This window comes from Bacillus sp. AFS040349 (genome assembly GCF_002577655.1).
Classification (GTDB): domain Bacteria; phylum Bacillota; class Bacilli; order Bacillales; family Bacillaceae; genus Metabacillus.
On record NZ_NUMC01000102.1, the window covers coordinates 1 to 18,149 of the forward strand.

An 18,149-nucleotide genomic window follows, 5' to 3' on the forward strand; every position below is an offset into this window, starting at 1 on the left:
AAGATTCTGTCCCGATACCGTGAGAATCAAGACAAAACCAGCATTGAAAAAAACTTCTGCCCCAATACCCACCCACACCTCTCGCGAACCTACAATCACAGCAAACCTAATAACATCTTCAATAAACATATCTAAATAACCATCTAAAACTCGAAATCCCCAACCCTCGTCCACCCCTACAAAATATTAGTTGTCCCCACTTTTTCCAGTCATAATTGCTTGTCCATGACCATAAGATGAACTATAGACATTCTACTCAACCTAATTATTGGAGGTAAACATGAAACCAGTTAAACCAGTTCTCTTTGCACTTGGAGGGTTATTTTTCATTATTCTTTTGATTCCAACTCTTCTCGTTACACCGTTTATGGAGCAATCAAAAGGCAAATTAGGTGAGGAAATAACGGTCAGCAAAAGCGAAGTGCCCGTTTTAGGTGAATCACCGTTGGATGTGCCTGTATATAGAAGTCAAGCAAAGGTCGTGGAAAACATTCCGTTAGAGGAGTATGTGATAGGTGTTGTGGCTTCTGAGATGCCAGCTGAATTTGAAACAGAGGCGTTAAAAGCACAAGCACTTGCCGCAAGAACATATATTACGAAGCAATTGATGAGTGGCAAAACATTGGGTGTTCCAGAGGGGAATGCTGTTGTAACAGATACGATCATGCACCAGGTTTATAAAACCCCTCAAGAGCTAAAAGCAGCTTGGGGAGATGATTACACACAAAAAATGGAGAAAATTACAGAGGCTGTAGCAGCAACTCAAGGTCAAATACTTACATATGATAATCAGCCGATTGATGCAAGCTTTTTCTCTACTAGTAATGGATATACAGAAAACTCGGAAGCTGTATGGCAAGAGCCGATTCCTTATTTAAAAAGCGTAGAAAGCACATGGGATGAAAAATCACCGAAGTTTTATGAGAAAAAAATTATTGCGATCTCTCAGTTTGAAAAGCTATTAGGGGTAAATCTTGATACATCAAGCGGAACAATTGGAAAAGTAACCGAGCTAACGCCTGGGAAACGCGTAGCTAAAGTTGAAATAGATGGGAAAGAATTTACTGGTACAGATGTAAGAGATAAGCTTGAATTAAAATCAGCAGACTTTACGTGGGAAATTAAAGGTGACTCCGTTGTAATTGAGACTAAAGGCTATGGTCACGGTGTTGGGATGAGTCAATACGGAGCGAACTTCATGGCTGAATCAGGCAAAACGTATCAAGACATCGTTGCTTATTATTATAATGGAACAAAGGTATCGGAAGCCGAGCCATTCTTAAATAAATATACAGCAAAACAGTAAAGGAGCAGATTCTGCTCCTTTTTACTTTTTAAAAAACTTTCTCTTCGCAATATAATAGGAAACTAGCACTCCAATTGTATCCTTCACAAAATCAATCACCGTAGCTGACCTTGCTGGAACAAACGACTGATGAATCTCATCTGTTAGTCCATATAAAATAGCGATAGCGGCTGCAATCCAGCTCGTACGCTCTGTCCAACGTCCATGAGCCATGAATGCAAAGGCAATCAACCAATAGAGAATCGCAAATTCTATAAGATGCAACGATTCTTTTAAAAGTGAATCAAACGAAAATGGTGTGTTCACAATCGCATCCGCTGGGAAGCTTGAGAGCGTCCAGATCAGCGCCATATATAGTAGAGGTAATAGGGTGAAGATGACTTTCTTCATATACATAAACTCCTTTAGTTAAAAAACTTTCACATTCCATACATATAATTATAAACAAGACACATACTAAAGTTTAAAAAAATTTTTTTGAAGGTGTGTATATAATTCAGAAAATCTGTTCAAACTGATTTCTGAGGTGATGATAGAATGAGAGAGGAAGAAAAGAAACGTACTTCTCAAAACAAAGTTCAACAATTTTTCAGAAAACGTTGGGTATTTCCGGCAATTTACCTAATGAGTGCAGCAGTTATCCTTACGGCAGTATTATGGTATCAAAGCATCAGCAATGATGTAGCAGAAGATTTAAATGGTAACAATACAGAAGACCTTGCATTAACAGACAATCAGCCTGAGGCAGTTGAAGTTAACGCAACGAAAGAAAACTTTGCAATGCCAGCTATTGATCCAGATGCTGTAACAGTTGTGAAAAAGTTTTATGATGAAAATGCTTCAACAGAAGATCAAGAAGCAGCACTTGTATTCTATAACAATACGTATAGAATGAACAAAGGAATTGACCTAGCAAGAGAAGATCAGAAGCAATTTGATGTTGTTGCATCACTAAGTGGTACAGTAACAAAAGCTGAAAAAGATCCAATTCTAGGTTATGTAGTAGAAATTGAGCATGAAAATGATGTGGTAACAGTTTATCAATCATTAGCAGAAGTAAGTGTTCAAGCTGGTGACAAAGTTGAGCAAAACGAACTACTTGGTAAGTCTGGTACAAATCTTTACAATGAAGAAGATGGCAACCACGTACACTTCGAGGTTCGTAAAGCTGGAAAAGCTGTTAACCCTCTAACTTATATGGACAAGCCGGTAACGTCTGTAGAAGCTGTTGAAGAAGAAGCAACTGAAGAACCTGCAACAGAAGAAGAAGTGAGTGAAGAAGCTCCAACAACTGAAGAAGAAGTAAGCGAAGAAGCTCCAGCAGGTGAAGGTGAAGAAGCACCAGCAAAAGACGATGAAAAGTCTGCAGAAGAAAAAGCTCCAGAATCAGATAAAAAAGACGCTGAAAAAGGAGAAACTGAAGGTAGCGAGGAATCAACTCAACCTGAAGCTTCAAATAGCACAGTAAATTCATAAGGATAGCCGTCTATACGGGGTTGAACTCAAACTAACTAGAGATCAACCTCGATTTTTTTATCCTATCAGGAAGTATAAAATTTTTTGGATGATAGTATAAGAAAAGCGCCATTAGGACTTGGCGACAAGCCAAGCTCTTCTAATGATTAGATAGCCTAAAAAACCAAATCCGCCACCTGCAACATTTAAGATAAGATCATCCACATCAAACGCCCCGACCCGAAAAATAAACTGAGCAATCTCCACTGATAAAGAAAGTAAAAAAGAATACCCCAAAACCCTGGTGAACGTAACTATTAGAATAAAAGGCAACAAAAAGCCAAACGGAGCAAAAGCTAAGAGGTTTCCTAGAAACTGATCTGTCAAACCTAGTCCGTCAAAAGAATAAAAATACTGCCCAATTGTTTGAAGTGGAATGAGGTTATAGGAAATCAGGCCACCAACAGACTTCCGATAAGCGGAAAAAAACAACAGATAAAATAATATTCCTATATACATTACAAAACAAAGATAAATCATTATTTTTTTCATATTTTAAAGGTAACAAATTTTATAGGTAATTTGAAGGGGACCCCAGTTTAATGATTCGAAAGATTACGAAATATGTCGAGAGAAAGATATCTCAAATTTCTGATTTTATATTGACCGGTTAGTATGAAAACATTCATAATAATAAATGTTGAATGATAACGCTTACAAATAGGAGGGTTGCTTATAGTGTTCACTTTATTATTTATTCTTGCTCTAACAGGATTCAGCTTGGTCTTATGTTTACGTAAACGGAAACCTCAGTTTTTACTCATCCCGGTCTTAACACTACTACTCTACTTCATTGTTCAAATTGCATTGGTACCTGCATCGTTTATAGATACAATCAAATTTATTTTTAGCTTATCTTAATCGGAGGTGGCTGCATGAAAAAGATTGATAAAAAAGTAGCTGATGCTTATTTCAAGGAGCGCACAAGAAATATTGTGATTTATTTAATTATCGGAGCACTTTCATCGTTTGGTGTTGTGCTATTTGCTGAGTTCTTTAGCGGTTTTTCCATTAACGGCTTCCCGTTTCACTATTTTATGGGTGCACAAGGGGCAGTTGTCGTCTTTATTCTTTTATTGTTTATTAACGCAAAAGTTAGTGACTCAATCGATCGAAAATATGGAATTGATGAAAGTAAAAATGAACAGCTTAGTGCTGGTAAGACGTTAGATCATTAAACACAAACATATATAAAAGGGGATCATATAAATTATGCACTGAGAAATGAGCAGCAAGGGGAATGCTCATTCACAAAGGGGGAAAGAGGTTGGACGCTCAATTTTTAGTATCTCTCACAATTATTCTATTAACATTTGCTTTGTATATCGGAATTGCTGTTTACAACACAGCAAAGCAAACATCTGATTTCTATGTAGCAGGGCGCGGGGTTCCACCGATTTTTAACGGAATGGCCATCGGTGCCGACTGGATGAGTGCCGCATCCTTCATCGGGATGGCCGGAACAATCATGCTCCTTGGGTATGATGGACTTGCATATATTATGGGATGGACAGGAGGATATTTACTTCTTACATTCTTACTAGCACCTCAATTAAGAAAATACGGTCGTTACACAGTACCAGAGTTCATCGGTGACCGTTACAATTCCCACACTGCACGTGTGATTGCCGCGATTTGTACGATCATCATCAGCTTCACATACTCAATCGGTCAGCTTTCAGGTTCAGGGGTTGTTATCGGGCGGCTGTTTGAAATTGATGCAAAGCTAGGAACGATGATTGGGGTTGTGCTTATTGCCTTTTATGCTGCATTTGGTGGGATGAAAGGAATCACATGGACACAGGTTGCACAGTATATCATCTTGATTATTGCTTACTTAATCCCGGTTATTTTCATGTCACTGCAAATCACTGGAAACCCAGCACCATGGTTATCCTACGGAAAAATTGTAGAGGAAATGGGTGAGCTTGATCGTCAGCTAGGAATCTCTGAATATTTCGCACCATTTACAAACGGAACGAAATGGCAGTTCTTAGCCCTTATGTTCACATTAATGGCAGGAACAGCTGGTCTTCCACACGTAATCGTTCGTTTCTATACCGTTTCAACGATGAAAGCAGCAAGATGGTCAGGAGCATGGGCGATTTTGTTTATCGGACTTTTATATTTATCTGCTCCGGCATACGCAGCATTTTCTCGCTTCATTTTAATGACACAAGTAGCAGGACAAAAGCTATCTGAATTACCAGCATGGACAACATCATGGGTCAACACTGGAAAGCTCCAGCTTGCAGACGGCAATGGAGATGGAGTTCTTCAATGGAGTGAACTAATCATTTCAAATGATATCGTCGTTATGGCAACACCTGAAATTGCGAACCTAGGGATGTTCGTTATCGGCTTAGTTGCAGCTGGTGCAATGGCTGCTGCCCTTTCAACTGCAGGTGGACTAATGATTGCGATCTCATCTTCATTTGCACACGACATTTACTATCGAGTTATGAAGCCAAACGCATCAGAAAAGAACCGTCTATCAGTAGCACGTTGGTCCATTGTTATTGCAACTTTATTCGCGGGTCTTATCGCCTTAAACCCACCAGGAGCTATCACGCAAATCGTTGCCTGGGCCTTCGCTCTCGCATCAGGAACCTTCTTCCCAGCTCTCTTAATCGGAGTATGGTGGAAACGCTCTAACACACCAGGAGTCATCTCTGGAATGCTCGTCGGTCTTGCCGTCACACTTATCTACATCTTCGCCAGCAAATACGGCGGCTTCACCATCGCAGGCATCATCGACACCGGCGCAGGAATCTTCGGCGCCACAGCAGCCATCCTAACAAACGTAATCGTATCACTCTCAACAAAAGCACCATCCATCAAAACACAAGAAGAAGTACTCAACCTGCGCTACCCTGAGCAGATGACTTACAAAGATGGGGAGGTCTGGATGGACTAGAGGGGGCCGGTCCGCGGAGTTTTGGTGGTGCCTGTCACTTCCCGAGTTTTCTTGTTTCACATAATGTTTCACACGCCCGAATCAGAAGTTGGTTCGGGTTTTTTGGTGCCTGTCACTCCCCGAAATTTCTTGTTTCACAATGTTTCACATATGCATAACTTGTTGATCGAATTTGATGCTGCTAGGCATCACTCAAGAGCTTTAGAGGAGTGGTGGAGTGATATATAGGATATAGAGGGTAGTCACATAAACAATAATGTAACAGGGCCCCTAAAAGGCATTAAAAACCCACCGCCACGTACTCCCAATTTTACATCCAGAAAATCAAAAAAATCTTCAAAAATAGAAATAATTTCTCAACCTCCCTAATACACTATTAGAGTGTGTTTTTCTTATACCTCGCGATCGCTCTCAAACATCGACAAATTTCTCGGGAAATAATTCACCCAGCTACTATTTCCTTTCACCCCGGAAAAAAATCAGATTCAAAAAAACAACCTCCAAACCCTCAGATTTCCTGTCCTAAACGGGTGTTTTTGAAAAAAATTCAAAGAATCCCTTGTCCCACTTGAGTTTTCTTGCATATATCTTAATCCAAGCTAATAAAATGTTTACAAACCTATTCAAAGAGAGTGTTTGAGGTGAGGGATCGTGAGTGTAATTTATAATCGCTGTAATAGAGACATCATACGATCATCTAAGAGAAATTCAGCCAAAGTGACTTTTGTATGCGAGTCTCATTTCACACTTCTCACATCCATATTAGGGAGGTAGAGTGGTGTGCACGATTACATCAAAGAACGCACAATCAAGATTGGGAAGTATATCGTGGAGACAAAGAAAACAGTTCGCGTTATTGCGAAGGAGTTTGGAGTTTCCAAAAGTACCGTCCATAAGGATTTAACAGAAAGGTTACCTGAAATTAACCCTGATCTTGCGAATGAGGTAAAGGAGATACTAGATTACCATAAATCAATTAGACATTTGCGTGGTGGAGAAGCAACAAAGCTTAAGTACAAGAAGGACGAGATTTTAGAAGAAGAACCAGTGAAATAAGCACATTCTATCTACATCTTTCATAATCGACATATTCCTACATAAATACTTGAAATTATTTTACAAAATCATACTATTTTTGCGATTTTATGATACAATATTTAATTAGGTTAAACTAATCACGGGAATGAGATTTGCAAGGAGGATATAGATAGAATGTTCGCGAGGGATATTGGTATAGATCTTGGTACGGCAAATGTACTGATTCATGTTAAGGGTAAAGGAATTGTTCTAAATGAACCTTCCGTTGTTGCGTTAGACAAGAATTCCGGAAAGGTTCTTGCCGTTGGTGAAGAAGCAAGACGTATGGTAGGACGTACTCCTGGGAATATTGTTGCCATTCGCCCATTAAAAGATGGCGTCATCGCAGACTTTGAAGTAACAGAAGCAATGTTAAAGCATTTTATCAATAAGTTAAATGTAAAAGGATTATTTTCAAAACCACGCATGTTAATTTGCTGCCCAACGAATATTACATCTGTTGAGCAAAAAGCCATTAAAGAAGCTGCTGAAAAAAGCGGTGGAAAAAATGTATTCCTAGAGGAAGAACCAAAAGTAGCGGCCATTGGTGCCGGTATGGACATCTTCCAACCTTATGGAAACATGGTAGTAGATATAGGCGGTGGTACAACTGATGTCGCTGTGTTATCAATGGGCGATATTGTCACCGCCTCTTCTATTAAAATGGCAGGGGACAAGTTTGATAATGAAATCCTGCAATATATTAAAAGAGAGTACAAGCTTCTAATCGGTGAACGTACAGCTGAAGATATTAAAATCAATGTTGCAACGGTATTCCCAGGCGCACGTTATGAAGAAATTAATATTCGTGGACGTGATATGGTGACAGGATTACCTCGCACAATTACAGTAAATTCAACCGAAGTAGAATCAGCACTTCGTGAACCAGTTGCTGCGATTGTACAAGCTGCTAAGAGTGTATTAGAACGCACTCCTCCAGAACTATCAGCCGACATTATCGACCGCGGCGTGATCTTAACAGGTGGCGGAGCCCTTCTAAACGGCCTTGATCAGCTACTAGCAGAAGAACTAAAAGTCCCTGTACTAGTTGCGGAATCACCAATGGATTGTGTAGCAATCGGAACAGGAATTATGCTTGACAACATGGACAAACTTCCACGCAAAAAATTCGGATAAGTAAGCTTTTGAGCCTGTGTGTACAGGCTCTTTTTTTGTCTTGTTTATATTGTTAGTTTTATGAGGCTTTTTTGCTGGGGTAGGTTAGGTAGAAATATTTATATTGGGATGATGATTGGTTAGGAGCAGGGGAGAGTGTAGTGTCGTTCATCGGGATTATGAACGACAAAACAGGAGCGGTGGAAGAGAGTAGTGTCGTTCATCGGGGTATGAACGACAAAACAGGAGCGGTGAAGAGAGTAGTGTCGTTCATCGTGGAGAGAACGACAAAAAAGATCTGAGGAAGAGAGAAATGTCGTTCATTAGTTATGAAGACCAATCCAAGAGCTAAAAAAGAAGAAGATGGTTTTCATCCAAGTTATGAAGACCAATTAGGGAGTGGAATTAGAGGAAGATGGTCATCATTTTGGTCATGAAGACCAAACCAAGAGTAAGACAAGAGGAAGATGGTCATCATCGCGTCCATGAAGACAAATCCAAGAGTAAAACAAGAGGAAGATGGTCATCATCGTGGCCATGAAGACCAATCCAAGAGTAAAACAAGAAGAAGATGGTATCATCGTGGCCATGAAGACCAATCTAAGAGTAAAACAAGAGAAAGATGGTCATCATCGTGGCCATGAAGACCAATCCAAGAGCAAAACAAGAGGAAGATGGTCATCATCGCGCCACGAATACGAAACCAAGAGCAAAATATGAGCAAATTAGTCTTAATCATACCTATTAAGAAAACCCACCCCAAAAATCCACGCCCCCCAAAAAACTCCATAAAAAAAGCATGAATTCACCAAGTAAATTCACGCCAAAACCCAACTCCAATCCAATCCCCTACTTCAACTCCATCCAACTACCAACATGATGCACAGCAAACCCACCAAAACTGGAATAACCCTGATATTGCTCTAAAACAAGCCCCAGCTGATTATTCATTTCCGCCTGACCTTCTTCGAAAAACGTTAAAAATCCGTCACTAATACCGAGATTCATCGTCTCAACTGCGATCGTTACATCTTTATTAAGCAACACAGCGAGATCCATCTCATATTTCACTAATTCAATAATGCCATTTGGGCCAACGGCTTTGTCACGGTAGGCCATAATGGTCACTTCGTCTGTATTTTTTAACGCCCATTCGGCTAGATTGCCTTTTCCGTGTTTGTTACGGAAGTTCATTTCATCAAACCAAAACGGAATGTCAACTGCAAGACTGATGCCTAAACCAGATGCAGTATTAGCGGCAGCTAAAATCGCTCCTTGGTATTTAAGAACAGCAGCCCCATAGTTTGTTGTCCATTGCTCTGTTAAATAAGGCTCAATATCAAGGTGAATTCCGGCGAACTTCTGACCAGTAGCTGCCCCATTTTGATAACCACTTACCCAATTTAAAAAGTTCAAAAATGCTTTATTGTTAGCACCCCAGTTAGGTGCACCATCTAACGCGTAAACATCCATACCTAGCTTCGCAGCTTCGCTAATAAAAGTGTGATAATAGGTAACATCAATACTACGGTCAATCTGCAAAAACACGTGTGATACTTGCTTTGCTTCTAAAAACTGTAATGTAACTTCGCGGTCATTTACAATTTTACTCGTATCCCAGAGCCATGTTGAATAGCCCGGCGACAGACCCTCAGCTTGTGCTTTATGATTCAAAGCTAGACCTCCTAGTTGAGATCCTAGTAAGAATAGTAATGTCAGAACTACAACCTTTATTTTCATCATTAGCCTCTCCTTTTCAATAGCCCCATGGCTCAAAAAGGAGCCTGGCAGCTTGGCAGCCTTGCAATGTTGAACATTGGGTAGGCCCATAGCTTTGCGTCCTTGTTTTTCAACAAGTTTGCCTTTTTCAGATTTTTCTTAAGTATAAGGGCTTGTCCGGTAAAAAGATATAGGAGTGGGTTCCTATCATTATTTTCCCCTAAAATATAACAGGTAATTTATGAAAAAATGTAATGAGAAAACTGCCAATGTCCTTTATAATAAATGATAGGGAATTCTGTCGAAAAGAATTCATTTGTACGGTAACAACTATGTGACTAAGGTGGGTGTACAGATGTTAAGAGGTTTATATACAGCAACAGCAGGAATGCTTGCACAGCAAAGACGTACTGAAATGCTTTCAAATAATATGGCAAATGCCAATACAGCTGGTTATAAAGCGGATCAAGCAAGTGTCCGCGCATTTCCCGAAATGCTTTTAAATAGAATGGAAAATAAATCAGTACCAACAACAAATGGTTCAAGTTTTGGTCAAATCACACCGATTGGTTCGATTAACACAGGTGCTTACGTTCAAGAATTACAAAGCACTTTTTCACAAGGCGGTCTTAAAGAAACTGGCTTGTACACGGATGTAGCGCTTTTAGAAGAAATTATTCCCTTAAACGCAGAAACGAATGTAAAAGGTGCTTTGTTTTTTGCCGTTCAAAACCAAGCAGGTGAAGAGCGTTATACTCGTAACGGTCACTTTACACTAGATAATAACGGGATCCTAACTTCTGGAGGAAATCCAGTACTATCTACAACAGGCCAGCCAATCTCCATTCAATCTAGCGAATTCCAAGTAACGCCTGATGGAGAAGTAATTGCGGATGGAGAGTTCGTAGCACAAATTGATGTTCGTTTTGAAGCGGATGTTCGTAACCTTGTAAAAGAAGGTAATGGTTTATTCCGTACTTTCAATAATGAAGAACTGCCAACTGCAGTAAACAACGATAACATTCAATATAATCTAAGACAAAATTATTTAGAAACTTCAACAGTAGATGTTGGACGTACGTATACAGATATGATGACAGCGTACCGTTCGTTTGAAGCGAATCAAAAGGTATTACAAGCTTATGATAAAAGTATGGACAAGGCCGCGAACGAAATTGGCCGCATATAATAGGGGGTACTAGTAAATGCTACGCTCAATGATAACAGCGACGAATACGATGAGTCAGCTTCAAAAGCAGCTTGATCAAATCGGCCACAACATGGCTAATATTGATACACAAAGCTATAAAAGAACAGAAACTTCTTTCTCTGAGCTGGTACGTCAACAATTCAATAACCAGCCCAACGCTGCTGAGGAAATTGCAGAGCAACGTTTTGGCAGGGAATTAGGAATTAGACAGGGAACAGGAGCTATGCTTAACAGCAGCCTTGTTTTTACACAAGGAAACATTAAACAGACAAGCAGAGAGCTTGATATTGCCTTTACTCTTCCAAATCAATTTCTACAAATTGACGTAAACGGGGAGATTAATTATACAAGAGATGGTGCATTATACTTATCACCAACAAATGATGGAACAAATCAATTATTGTTAACAGCTTCTGATGGAAGTCCTGTTCTTGATGAAAATCAAAATCCGATTCGTTTTAATGATGATTTTCAAAAAATCGTTATTTCTAATGATGGTACGATTTCAACCGTTCAAAATGACCAAACAGAAGCACCACAAGAATTTCAGCTCGGTGTTGTCCAAGTAGATCGCCCGCAAATGTTAATTCAAAACGGAAACAACCGTTATGGATTAAAGGATTTAGGTGACATTCCGTTAAATGAAGTGTTAACGTTTCTAGAAGGTGAGCTGCGCGGTGATGTTGCAATGGAGCAAGGGGCACTTGAAATGTCCAATGTTGACTTATCCAAGGAAATGACCGATTTATTAATCTCACAGCGTTCCTATCAGATGAATGCAAAATCGGTTACACTTGGTGACCAAATGCTGGGATTAATAAACGGCGTAAGATAGGAGTTTAGTCTATTGGTAGCTAAAGAAACGACGAAACCGATCAGTCGAGAAGAAGTGAAAAAGGCTAAAAAGTCTAAAAAAGAACAAGAGATTCATGAAGAAGGTCGTCAAAAGGTGATTGTTCGAGTTCGATTACTCCCTATTTGGGTGAGGGTTCTGCTTGTTTTAATTCTTATGGTTGTAAGCACAATCGCTGGACTTATCGTCGGCTACGGAGTCATTGGTAGTGGCGAACCAAAGGATGCCCTTGAAAAGTCCACTTGGCAGCACATCATTGACTTGGTTGAAAAAGAATAAAGCTCGGGATATACTTGTTAAAAGGAAGGTGAAAGCCTTCCTTTTGTCGTACATATACATAGTGATGATTTTCTTAAAAAGGAGCTTATACATATGCTAGATAGTAATGAAATCAAGAGCATCATTCCACACCGTTACCCATTTTTACTTGTGGACCGCGTGCTCGAGGTCGAAGAAGGAACACGTGCAGTTGGAATCAAAAACGTATCAGCGAATGAAGAATTTTTTAACGGTCATTTCCCAGATTACCCGGTAATGCCCGGCGTATTAATTGTAGAAGCACTTGCACAAGTTGGCGCAGTGGCAATTTTAAAAAAGGAAGAAAACCGCGGTAGACTAGCATTTTTTGCTGGTATTGATAACTGTCGTTTCAAAAAACAAGTTGTACCTGGTGATCAGCTAAGACTTGAAGTTGAGATCACACGTTTACGTGGTTCACTTGGTAAAGGAAAGGCCATCGCAACAGTTGACGGCGAAGTAGCATGTGAAACAGAAATCATGTTTGCTTTAGGTGAGAAAAAATCAGAAGAGTAAGAAGTCATAAGAGTCAAATGACCAGATAGGTCGTTTGACTCTTTTTGCATGAGGAAGGTTTCATTCACTGGAAACTTGTCTATATAAAGCATATCGGCCGATCAATTTTCATGAAAAGTAAGAATGAAAATAGACGAAATGGGAAGCATAATCAAAGACCGGATTCAAAAGCTAAAAAAGGTCAAAATAGAAAGGAGCAATTATGATGAGAAAAAAATGGCTATTAACTTTATCAGGATCATTACTAGCAGCAATGATCGTAACAGGTTGTACTGCAGATGACGAAGATCCAGCACCACCAGAAAATACACCAACAGAAGAAAACGGTGAAATGGATACAGAACAACCACTTGAAGATGCAGGTGAAAACGTAGAAGAAGGCCTTGAAGAAGGCGGCGATATGATGGAAGAAGGCGCTAACGAAGGCGAGAACATGTTAGAAGAAGGTACTGACGAAGCTAACGATATGATGGAAGGCAACAACGAAGGTACACAAGAAGGTAACAACAACGAAGACGAGAATAAATAAGATGTGAAAGGCTAACATAACGATGTTGGCCTTTTTTATGTTTTAATCTAAAAATATTAATCATATTTATGATCTCACACCGAATAGGATGAAATGAACAGAGTTTTCTAGATTAATATGGAATGATGGTTCCATAGGAAAAAAGAGGTGTGTTAGAGATGAAAGACATGAATGCTCCATACCAACAGCATCTAACGTATATGAAAACCTATCATCCGTTCCATAGTCGTTTTGATCCTTGTCGTCCAATTGGTGTGAAATTTTATTCAACACCTCCTCATTTATATATGGGTTTTCAACCACCAAACCTACAACAGTTTCCCCCAAGAGTTGCACTGAAAAAGGGAACACTTTGGCCTGCATTATATGATGATTACGTAAATCCATATGAGGCAAAAGGAGGTCCAAAGCCATGAGTCACAAGCAATTACCAGATGAGTACTACAAACTGCTAGAGGAGCTTCAAGCTGTAGACTTTGTACTTGTCGAACTAACTCTATATTTAGATACACATCCAAATGACATGCAAGCCCTGCAACAATTTAACCAATACGCTGCCTATTCCAAACAGTTAAGACAGACATTTGAAGCCAAATTCGGCATGCTCACACAATACGGTGGCAGCTTTGCCGATGCAAATTGGAGCTGGGGAACTGCTCCATGGCCTTGGCAGGTGTAGTGGGGCGGTAATTGAGGTGAACAGAGTTTAAGAGGAACTGACCTGGATTTATCTTCAAAAATAGAGGCTTAACTTCGTACGATTTAACAGGGATTTGCTACTAAATTAGAGGCGTATCGGAGGTTCAACAGGGATTTGCACTAAATTAGGGGATATATCGGTAAAATAGCAGGGATTAGATACTAAATTAAGAGGTGTATCGACCATATAGCAGGGATTAGCTACTAAATTAGGAGGTATATCGGCAAATTAGCCTGGACTTGTTCTAAATTAGTGCATATATCAGCAATCTAGCAGGATTTTCAATTCTATCAAGAGGTTTATCCGCGATTATCGGGATTTTATCTGCGATTTTCGAGATTTATCCGCGATTATTCGCATTTTATCTGCGATTCTGAAGATTTATCCGCGATTAGACAAAAAGCGACATAAACAGGAGAGGAGAATAACAGCATGTGGGTTTATGAAAAAAAACTTCAATACCCTGTAAAAGTAAGCACATGTAACCCGACACTTGCAAAATATCTTATTGAACAATACGGCGGTGCCGACGGTGAACTCGCAGCTGCACTTCGCTATTTAAATCAACGCTACACAATTCCTGATAAAGTAGTGGGCTTATTAAACGATATCGGCACAGAGGAATTTGCCCACCTCGAAATGATCGCAACAATGATTTACAAGCTCACAAAAGACGCCACACCAGAGCAGCTAAAAGCAGCGGGCCTTGACCCCCATTATGTAAATCACGACTCAGCACTTTTCTATCACAACGCAGCAGGCGCACCATTCACGGCAACTTACATCCAAGCAAAAGGCGACCCAATCGCTGACCTTTACGAAGATATCGCTGCAGAAGAAAAAGCGCGTGCTACATACCAGTGGATCATAAACATGTCCGATGACCCTGATTTGAATGACAGTTTAGCCTTCCTACGTGAACGCGAAATTGTCCATTCTCAACGTTTCAGAGAAGCGGTTGAGATTCTAAAAGACGAAAGAGATCGGAAAAAAATATTTTAAGAAGCTTTAGCCCAGAACCCGATGTAGTTCTGGGCCTTTTGCTGTGAAAAAAGATGTTCTTGGCTGTGAAATACACTTTGAAAAAACACAAAAAAGCCACACAACCATGTGCAGCCATTCGACAAAATTCGGGAAGTGACAGGCACCAAGCACCCCGCTCCGGACCACATCCCCCGCACAGGCACCACAACCTCCGCCCTAAACCGACCTCGCCAACAACCGTCCATCCAACAAAACAGAAATAGATTCCTCCAATTCTGTAATGTTTTTCACACTAGCGGATATTTGTGCAGGTGTGTTGGTTGTTTTGGAGATTGTAACAAGGACCTTCAGGTGAGTGTCTGGTTGTTCCACGTGCTCTTTAAAAAAAGGTAACCATTCTTTTGAGATTAAAGCTTCAATTAACCAGGAGTTTTCGCCATCTTCTTTGTTAATCACTAGTCCATCTTTCAAAGAAATAACTTTGTTTTCAATTGCTGCTGTATCCTCAATTTGTAGACCGACAAGCTTGAACGTTTTCATGATATCCCTCGCTAGCTCGTTTTCTTTTAGTATACCATAGAGATCACAAACTACAGAATGAGCCAATTGACGGTCTATTTCGATACATTTGATACCCGTTCAATGACGGTCATAATGATGGCTTCAATTTCTTTTCGATCTTTCGTTTTTACTAATAAAAGCTCTTGCAGACTTTGCGTGAACTTAGGATTTTTTATTAAATAATCAATCAACTGAGAAACGGAGCCTTCAGCTTGATATTTTCCATACATTTCATAAAGATATTCATTTGTTTGTTCATCGCGTCCAAGCAGATGATCGATGCTTACTTGAAACGCATTGCTAAGCGATATTAAATAAGAAAGATCTGGAGCTTGCTCACCTGTTTCAAGGCGGGTAATAACTGGTCGGGATACGCTGATTGTTTCGGCCAACTGCTCCTGTGACCAACCATTTTGTTCACGATAAAATCTTAGATTCATTTGGAATTTCTCTAATTCTCTCATGTAACAACATTTCCCTTCTCCAAGCTTACTGTTATCGTAAAGGAGAATAGGGACAAGGTATGTTCTAATACAGAACATATGGAGTGATGTTCTAATACTGTACAAAAATAGATAATTCGTCCTAATTTAAGAAAATACGTAAAATACAACGAAAGAAAGAGATGAAACTATCTTTTTCCCGATATTTCGTCAAATTTAGCCAAAAATGAAAAATAGTTAAATTTTGAAATAGGATAAATTGGAATATACTTACATTGACAAATAATTGAAGAGAGGTCATGAAATGGTTGAATTTAGGCTGAAATCAATTTACTTAAAAAAAAATCCACAACGAGTTAGAGAACATACCGATGGAAACTTAGTTATTCTGAGAGTAGGAGATCAAGAAGTAGGTACAACAAACTATCATCATTTTCGGGTTCCTGTACACGCCACAGTCGATATCCGATATTTAGAGCCAAATTTGAATAGTATTCTACGTATCATTTTTCAATTAGAAAAAAGTGACTTATCCATTCAGTATTTTACCTGGAATGAGGATGAAAAACACTATATTGACACACCTCTTCATGAAGAAATCATTCAATCTCAATCCTTTCAACACATTCTTCAAAGTGTAAGCTTCACTGGTGAAAACAATTTTTCATATGTAACGAATTCCCTACAACGACTTACAGACCAACATTATTAAAAAAACTAGAAAATTGTTGAATTTTGTTGTATTAAGATAAAACCAAATTAAAAAATTTATTTCCTTATAAGAAAAAATTAGTTTCATAGCAAAGAAACAAATAAAAACACAATTTCACACATTTTTCCAATCCCTAACAATCGAATACAATAAGCTTGTACAAAAAAAGAAAGGAGGAATGAAGTGATCAATCAAATCATTTTGGTTGGAAGATTAACAAAAGACCCCGAAATTCGCTACACAGCTGATGGAGCACCGGTGGCGAACATCACACTTGCTGTTAGCCGAAGCTTCCGAAATGCAGCCGGAGAAATTGAAACAGATTTTGTGAATTGTACGGTGTGGAGACGAACTGCTGAGAATACGGCTAACTACTGCCGCAAAGGTTCAATCGTAGGTGTCACAGGTCGTATCCAAACACGAAGCTATGAAAATGCTGAAAAAACCCGTGTTTATGTTACAGAAGTTGTTGCTGATTCTGTTCGCTTTATGAGTGGTAAGCCACGTGAACTAGTCGAGCAAGAAGCTTAATTTTCCCTCGTTCTCTTCATGAGAAAGAATCAATGGTATCCCCTTAATTCCACATTTTTTAAGGCTGATTGCTGTGAGGTGATCAGCCGATTTTTTTGCAAATTTGATGATAGGAATCTTTTGTCCAAAACTCGTTAATTTGTACCATGAATTTTCCCTCTATCTCTATTATCATTACACATAGTCCATAGTTTCTGGGAGAAATATGAAACTTCCTGGGAACTTATTCGTATAACATATAAAAGGGAAGAAGGAGTGTACAAATTGAAAAAAACACTATCGGTTGTTTTTGCGGCTTTATTAATGTTTATGCTTGCAGCATGTGATCAAACAGCAAAAACAACTAACGAAGAAGCAGAGCCAACAGAAGAAAGCACAAAAAAGGAAAACACATCAGAACTAACTCTTGAAGAAGTAATGACAAAATCAATGGAAGCTTCAGAATCAGTGAAAAGCTTCGCTGTTAAAATGGATATGACTCAAGCAATGTCTGCTTCTGAGCAAACAGAAGCAATTGATATGGATTCAACCATTGATATGAAGGTTGTAACAAATCCAATGACACTCTATCAAAAAATGGATATGAACATGAACGAAGCTGGAGCGGAAAATACTTACACAACTGAAACATATTTCTCCCCTGATGGAATTTTTGTATTTGACTCATCAACAAATCAATGGATGACGTTCCCGAAGGAAATGTCAGATCAACTGATGCAAACATCAACACAAGAAACAAATCCAGCAGAAGAGCTAAAAAAGCTTCAACAATTTGTTGAAGACTTTACATTTGAGCAAGATGATAAAAACTTCATTTTAAAATTAAATGCATCAGGTGAAAAATTCACAGACTTTATTAAAGAAACAGTCGAACAAACACTTCCACAAGATCTTTACGCAGGTGGAGATGTTTTTAATAATATGAAGATCAATGAAATTAAGTATGAAATCCACATCAACAAAGAAACATACTACCCAACAAGCCTAAATACGGTAATGGATATGGAAATTACCGCTGAAGGTGAAACTGTTAAACTGAAGCAAAACATGGAAGGAACGTACACTGATTATAATGAAATTGAAGAAGTAAAAGTTCCTCAAGAGGTTATTGATAACGCGGTTGAAATGGAAATGTAATAAAATGGGGCTGACCCAAAAGTCTA

The 18,149-nt window shown here is 39.1% G+C and carries 24 protein-coding genes and 1 riboswitch; of the genes, 19 read left to right on the forward strand and 5 right to left on the reverse strand.

Annotated elements, in window-relative coordinates:
* The first annotated feature begins 280 nt into the window (after positions 1-280).
* Positions 281-1,306, forward strand: coding sequence for a stage II sporulation protein D (spoIID, locus tag COD11_RS19830; RefSeq protein WP_098798603.1), 1,026 nt, complete (start codon positions 281-283; stop codon positions 1,304-1,306).
* Positions 1,307-1,327: 21 nt separating this feature from the next.
* Here spoIID and COD11_RS19835 read toward each other — a convergent pair whose 3' ends face one another.
* Entirely contained in the window at positions 1,328-1,696 is a 369-nt protein-coding gene (locus COD11_RS19835; protein ID WP_098798604.1) for a VanZ family protein, read from the reverse strand.
* 147 nt (positions 1,697-1,843) lie between these two features.
* Between COD11_RS19835 and spoIIQ the strand changes: the two genes are divergently transcribed.
* Positions 1,844-2,782, forward strand: coding sequence for a stage II sporulation protein SpoIIQ (spoIIQ, locus tag COD11_RS19840; protein ID WP_098798605.1), 939 nt, complete (start codon positions 1,844-1,846; stop codon positions 2,780-2,782).
* Between the two features lie 111 nt (positions 2,783-2,893).
* Here the strand turns inward: spoIIQ and COD11_RS19845 are convergent, their stop codons facing one another.
* A complete protein-coding gene (locus tag COD11_RS19845; protein ID WP_098798606.1) occupies positions 2,894-3,313 on the reverse strand; it encodes a VanZ family protein in 420 nt (139 codons plus the stop codon).
* Positions 3,314-3,499: 186 nt separating this feature from the next.
* Between COD11_RS19845 and COD11_RS19850 the strand changes: the two genes are divergently transcribed.
* The 6 genes from COD11_RS19850 (at position 3,500) to COD11_RS27030 (ending at position 8,575) form a co-directional block, all read left to right on the forward strand.
* The gene (locus COD11_RS19850) at positions 3,500-3,682 is read left to right on the forward strand and encodes a hypothetical protein (protein WP_098798607.1); all 183 of its coding nucleotides are present in this window, start codon (positions 3,500-3,502) and stop codon (positions 3,680-3,682) included.
* 14 nt (positions 3,683-3,696) lie between these two features.
* Positions 3,697-3,999 (forward strand): DUF4212 domain-containing protein, encoded by a 303-nt coding sequence (locus tag COD11_RS19855; RefSeq protein ID WP_098798608.1) that lies wholly within the window; start codon positions 3,697-3,699, stop codon positions 3,997-3,999.
* An 89-nt stretch (positions 4,000-4,088) separates the two neighbouring features.
* Positions 4,089-5,738, forward strand: a complete 1,650-nt coding sequence (locus COD11_RS19860) for a sodium:solute symporter family protein (RefSeq protein ID WP_098798609.1) — start codon at positions 4,089-4,091, stop codon at positions 5,736-5,738.
* 780 nt (positions 5,739-6,518) lie between these two features.
* Complete coding sequence (spoIIID, locus tag COD11_RS19865) at positions 6,519-6,794, forward strand: sporulation transcriptional regulator SpoIIID (RefSeq protein ID WP_026563140.1); 276 nt, start codon at positions 6,519-6,521, stop codon at positions 6,792-6,794.
* Between the two features lie 156 nt (positions 6,795-6,950).
* A complete protein-coding gene (gene mreB / locus COD11_RS19870) occupies positions 6,951-7,952 on the forward strand; it encodes a rod shape-determining protein (RefSeq protein WP_098798610.1) in 1,002 nt (333 codons plus the stop codon).
* A gap of 446 nt (positions 7,953-8,398) precedes the next feature.
* On the forward strand, positions 8,399-8,575 hold the full coding sequence (locus COD11_RS27030) for a hypothetical protein (protein ID WP_176551160.1): 177 nt from the start codon (positions 8,399-8,401) through the stop codon (positions 8,573-8,575).
* 205 nt (positions 8,576-8,780) lie between these two features.
* On the opposite strand, the gene COD11_RS26535 is transcribed toward COD11_RS27030, so the two are convergent.
* The gene (locus COD11_RS26535) at positions 8,781-9,674 is read right to left on the reverse strand and encodes an amidase (RefSeq protein ID WP_141549715.1); all 894 of its coding nucleotides are present in this window, start codon (positions 9,672-9,674) and stop codon (positions 8,781-8,783) included.
* A gap of 40 nt (positions 9,675-9,714) precedes the next feature.
* Positions 9,715-9,804: riboswitch (cyclic di-GMP riboswitch) on the reverse strand.
* A gap of 201 nt (positions 9,805-10,005) precedes the next feature.
* On the opposite strand from COD11_RS26535, the gene COD11_RS19880 reads away from it, so the two are divergent.
* From COD11_RS19880 to cotJC, 8 genes are all read left to right on the forward strand, one after another.
* Positions 10,006-10,839: a flagellar hook-basal body protein gene (locus COD11_RS19880; RefSeq protein ID WP_098798612.1), complete on the forward strand. Its 834-nt coding sequence runs from the start codon at positions 10,006-10,008 to the stop codon at positions 10,837-10,839.
* 16 nt (positions 10,840-10,855) lie between these two features.
* Positions 10,856-11,695, forward strand: coding sequence for a flagellar hook-basal body protein (locus COD11_RS19885; protein WP_098798613.1), 840 nt, complete (start codon positions 10,856-10,858; stop codon positions 11,693-11,695).
* A gap of 12 nt (positions 11,696-11,707) precedes the next feature.
* Positions 11,708-11,992, forward strand: a complete 285-nt coding sequence (locus COD11_RS19890) for a DNA-directed RNA polymerase subunit beta (RefSeq protein WP_176551161.1) — start codon at positions 11,708-11,710, stop codon at positions 11,990-11,992.
* A 93-nt stretch (positions 11,993-12,085) separates the two neighbouring features.
* Entirely contained in the window at positions 12,086-12,526 is a 441-nt protein-coding gene (fabZ, locus tag COD11_RS19895; protein WP_098798614.1) for a 3-hydroxyacyl-ACP dehydratase FabZ, read from the forward strand.
* Positions 12,527-12,731: 205 nt separating this feature from the next.
* On the forward strand, positions 12,732-13,055 hold the full coding sequence (locus tag COD11_RS19900) for a hypothetical protein (RefSeq protein WP_098798615.1): 324 nt from the start codon (positions 12,732-12,734) through the stop codon (positions 13,053-13,055).
* Positions 13,056-13,213: 158 nt separating this feature from the next.
* The gene (locus COD11_RS19905) at positions 13,214-13,471 is read left to right on the forward strand and encodes a spore coat associated protein CotJA (RefSeq protein WP_218012745.1); all 258 of its coding nucleotides are present in this window, start codon (positions 13,214-13,216) and stop codon (positions 13,469-13,471) included.
* The gene (locus COD11_RS19910; protein ID WP_098798616.1) at positions 13,468-13,734 is read left to right on the forward strand and encodes a spore coat protein CotJB; all 267 of its coding nucleotides are present in this window, start codon (positions 13,468-13,470) and stop codon (positions 13,732-13,734) included. Before COD11_RS19905 ends, COD11_RS19910 begins: the two co-directional genes overlap by 4 nt.
* Before the next feature lie 453 nt (positions 13,735-14,187).
* On the forward strand, positions 14,188-14,757 hold the full coding sequence (gene cotJC, locus COD11_RS19915; RefSeq protein ID WP_098798617.1) for a spore coat protein CotJC: 570 nt from the start codon (positions 14,188-14,190) through the stop codon (positions 14,755-14,757).
* 198 nt (positions 14,758-14,955) lie between these two features.
* On the opposite strand, the gene COD11_RS19925 is transcribed toward cotJC, so the two are convergent.
* Positions 14,956-15,279: a YwpF family protein gene (locus COD11_RS19925; protein ID WP_098798619.1), complete on the reverse strand. Its 324-nt coding sequence runs from the start codon at positions 15,277-15,279 to the stop codon at positions 14,956-14,958.
* A gap of 74 nt (positions 15,280-15,353) precedes the next feature.
* Positions 15,354-15,740: a helix-turn-helix domain-containing protein gene (locus COD11_RS19930; protein WP_176551162.1), complete on the reverse strand. Its 387-nt coding sequence runs from the start codon at positions 15,738-15,740 to the stop codon at positions 15,354-15,356.
* A 307-nt stretch (positions 15,741-16,047) separates the two neighbouring features.
* On the opposite strand from COD11_RS19930, the gene COD11_RS19935 reads away from it, so the two are divergent.
* The 3 genes from COD11_RS19935 to COD11_RS19945 all read left to right on the forward strand — a co-directional run bounded on the left by COD11_RS19935 (position 16,048) and on the right by COD11_RS19945 (position 18,123).
* Positions 16,048-16,455 carry a hypothetical protein gene (locus COD11_RS19935; RefSeq protein WP_098798621.1) on the forward strand — a complete coding sequence of 136 codons (408 nt, stop codon included), beginning with the start codon at positions 16,048-16,050 and terminating at the stop codon, positions 16,453-16,455.
* Between the two features lie 183 nt (positions 16,456-16,638).
* Positions 16,639-16,986, forward strand: a complete 348-nt coding sequence (locus COD11_RS19940; RefSeq protein WP_098798622.1) for a single-stranded DNA-binding protein — start codon at positions 16,639-16,641, stop codon at positions 16,984-16,986.
* 255 nt (positions 16,987-17,241) lie between these two features.
* Positions 17,242-18,123: a DUF6612 family protein gene (locus COD11_RS19945; protein ID WP_098798623.1), complete on the forward strand. Its 882-nt coding sequence runs from the start codon at positions 17,242-17,244 to the stop codon at positions 18,121-18,123.
* The last annotated feature ends 26 nt before the right edge of the window (positions 18,124-18,149 follow it).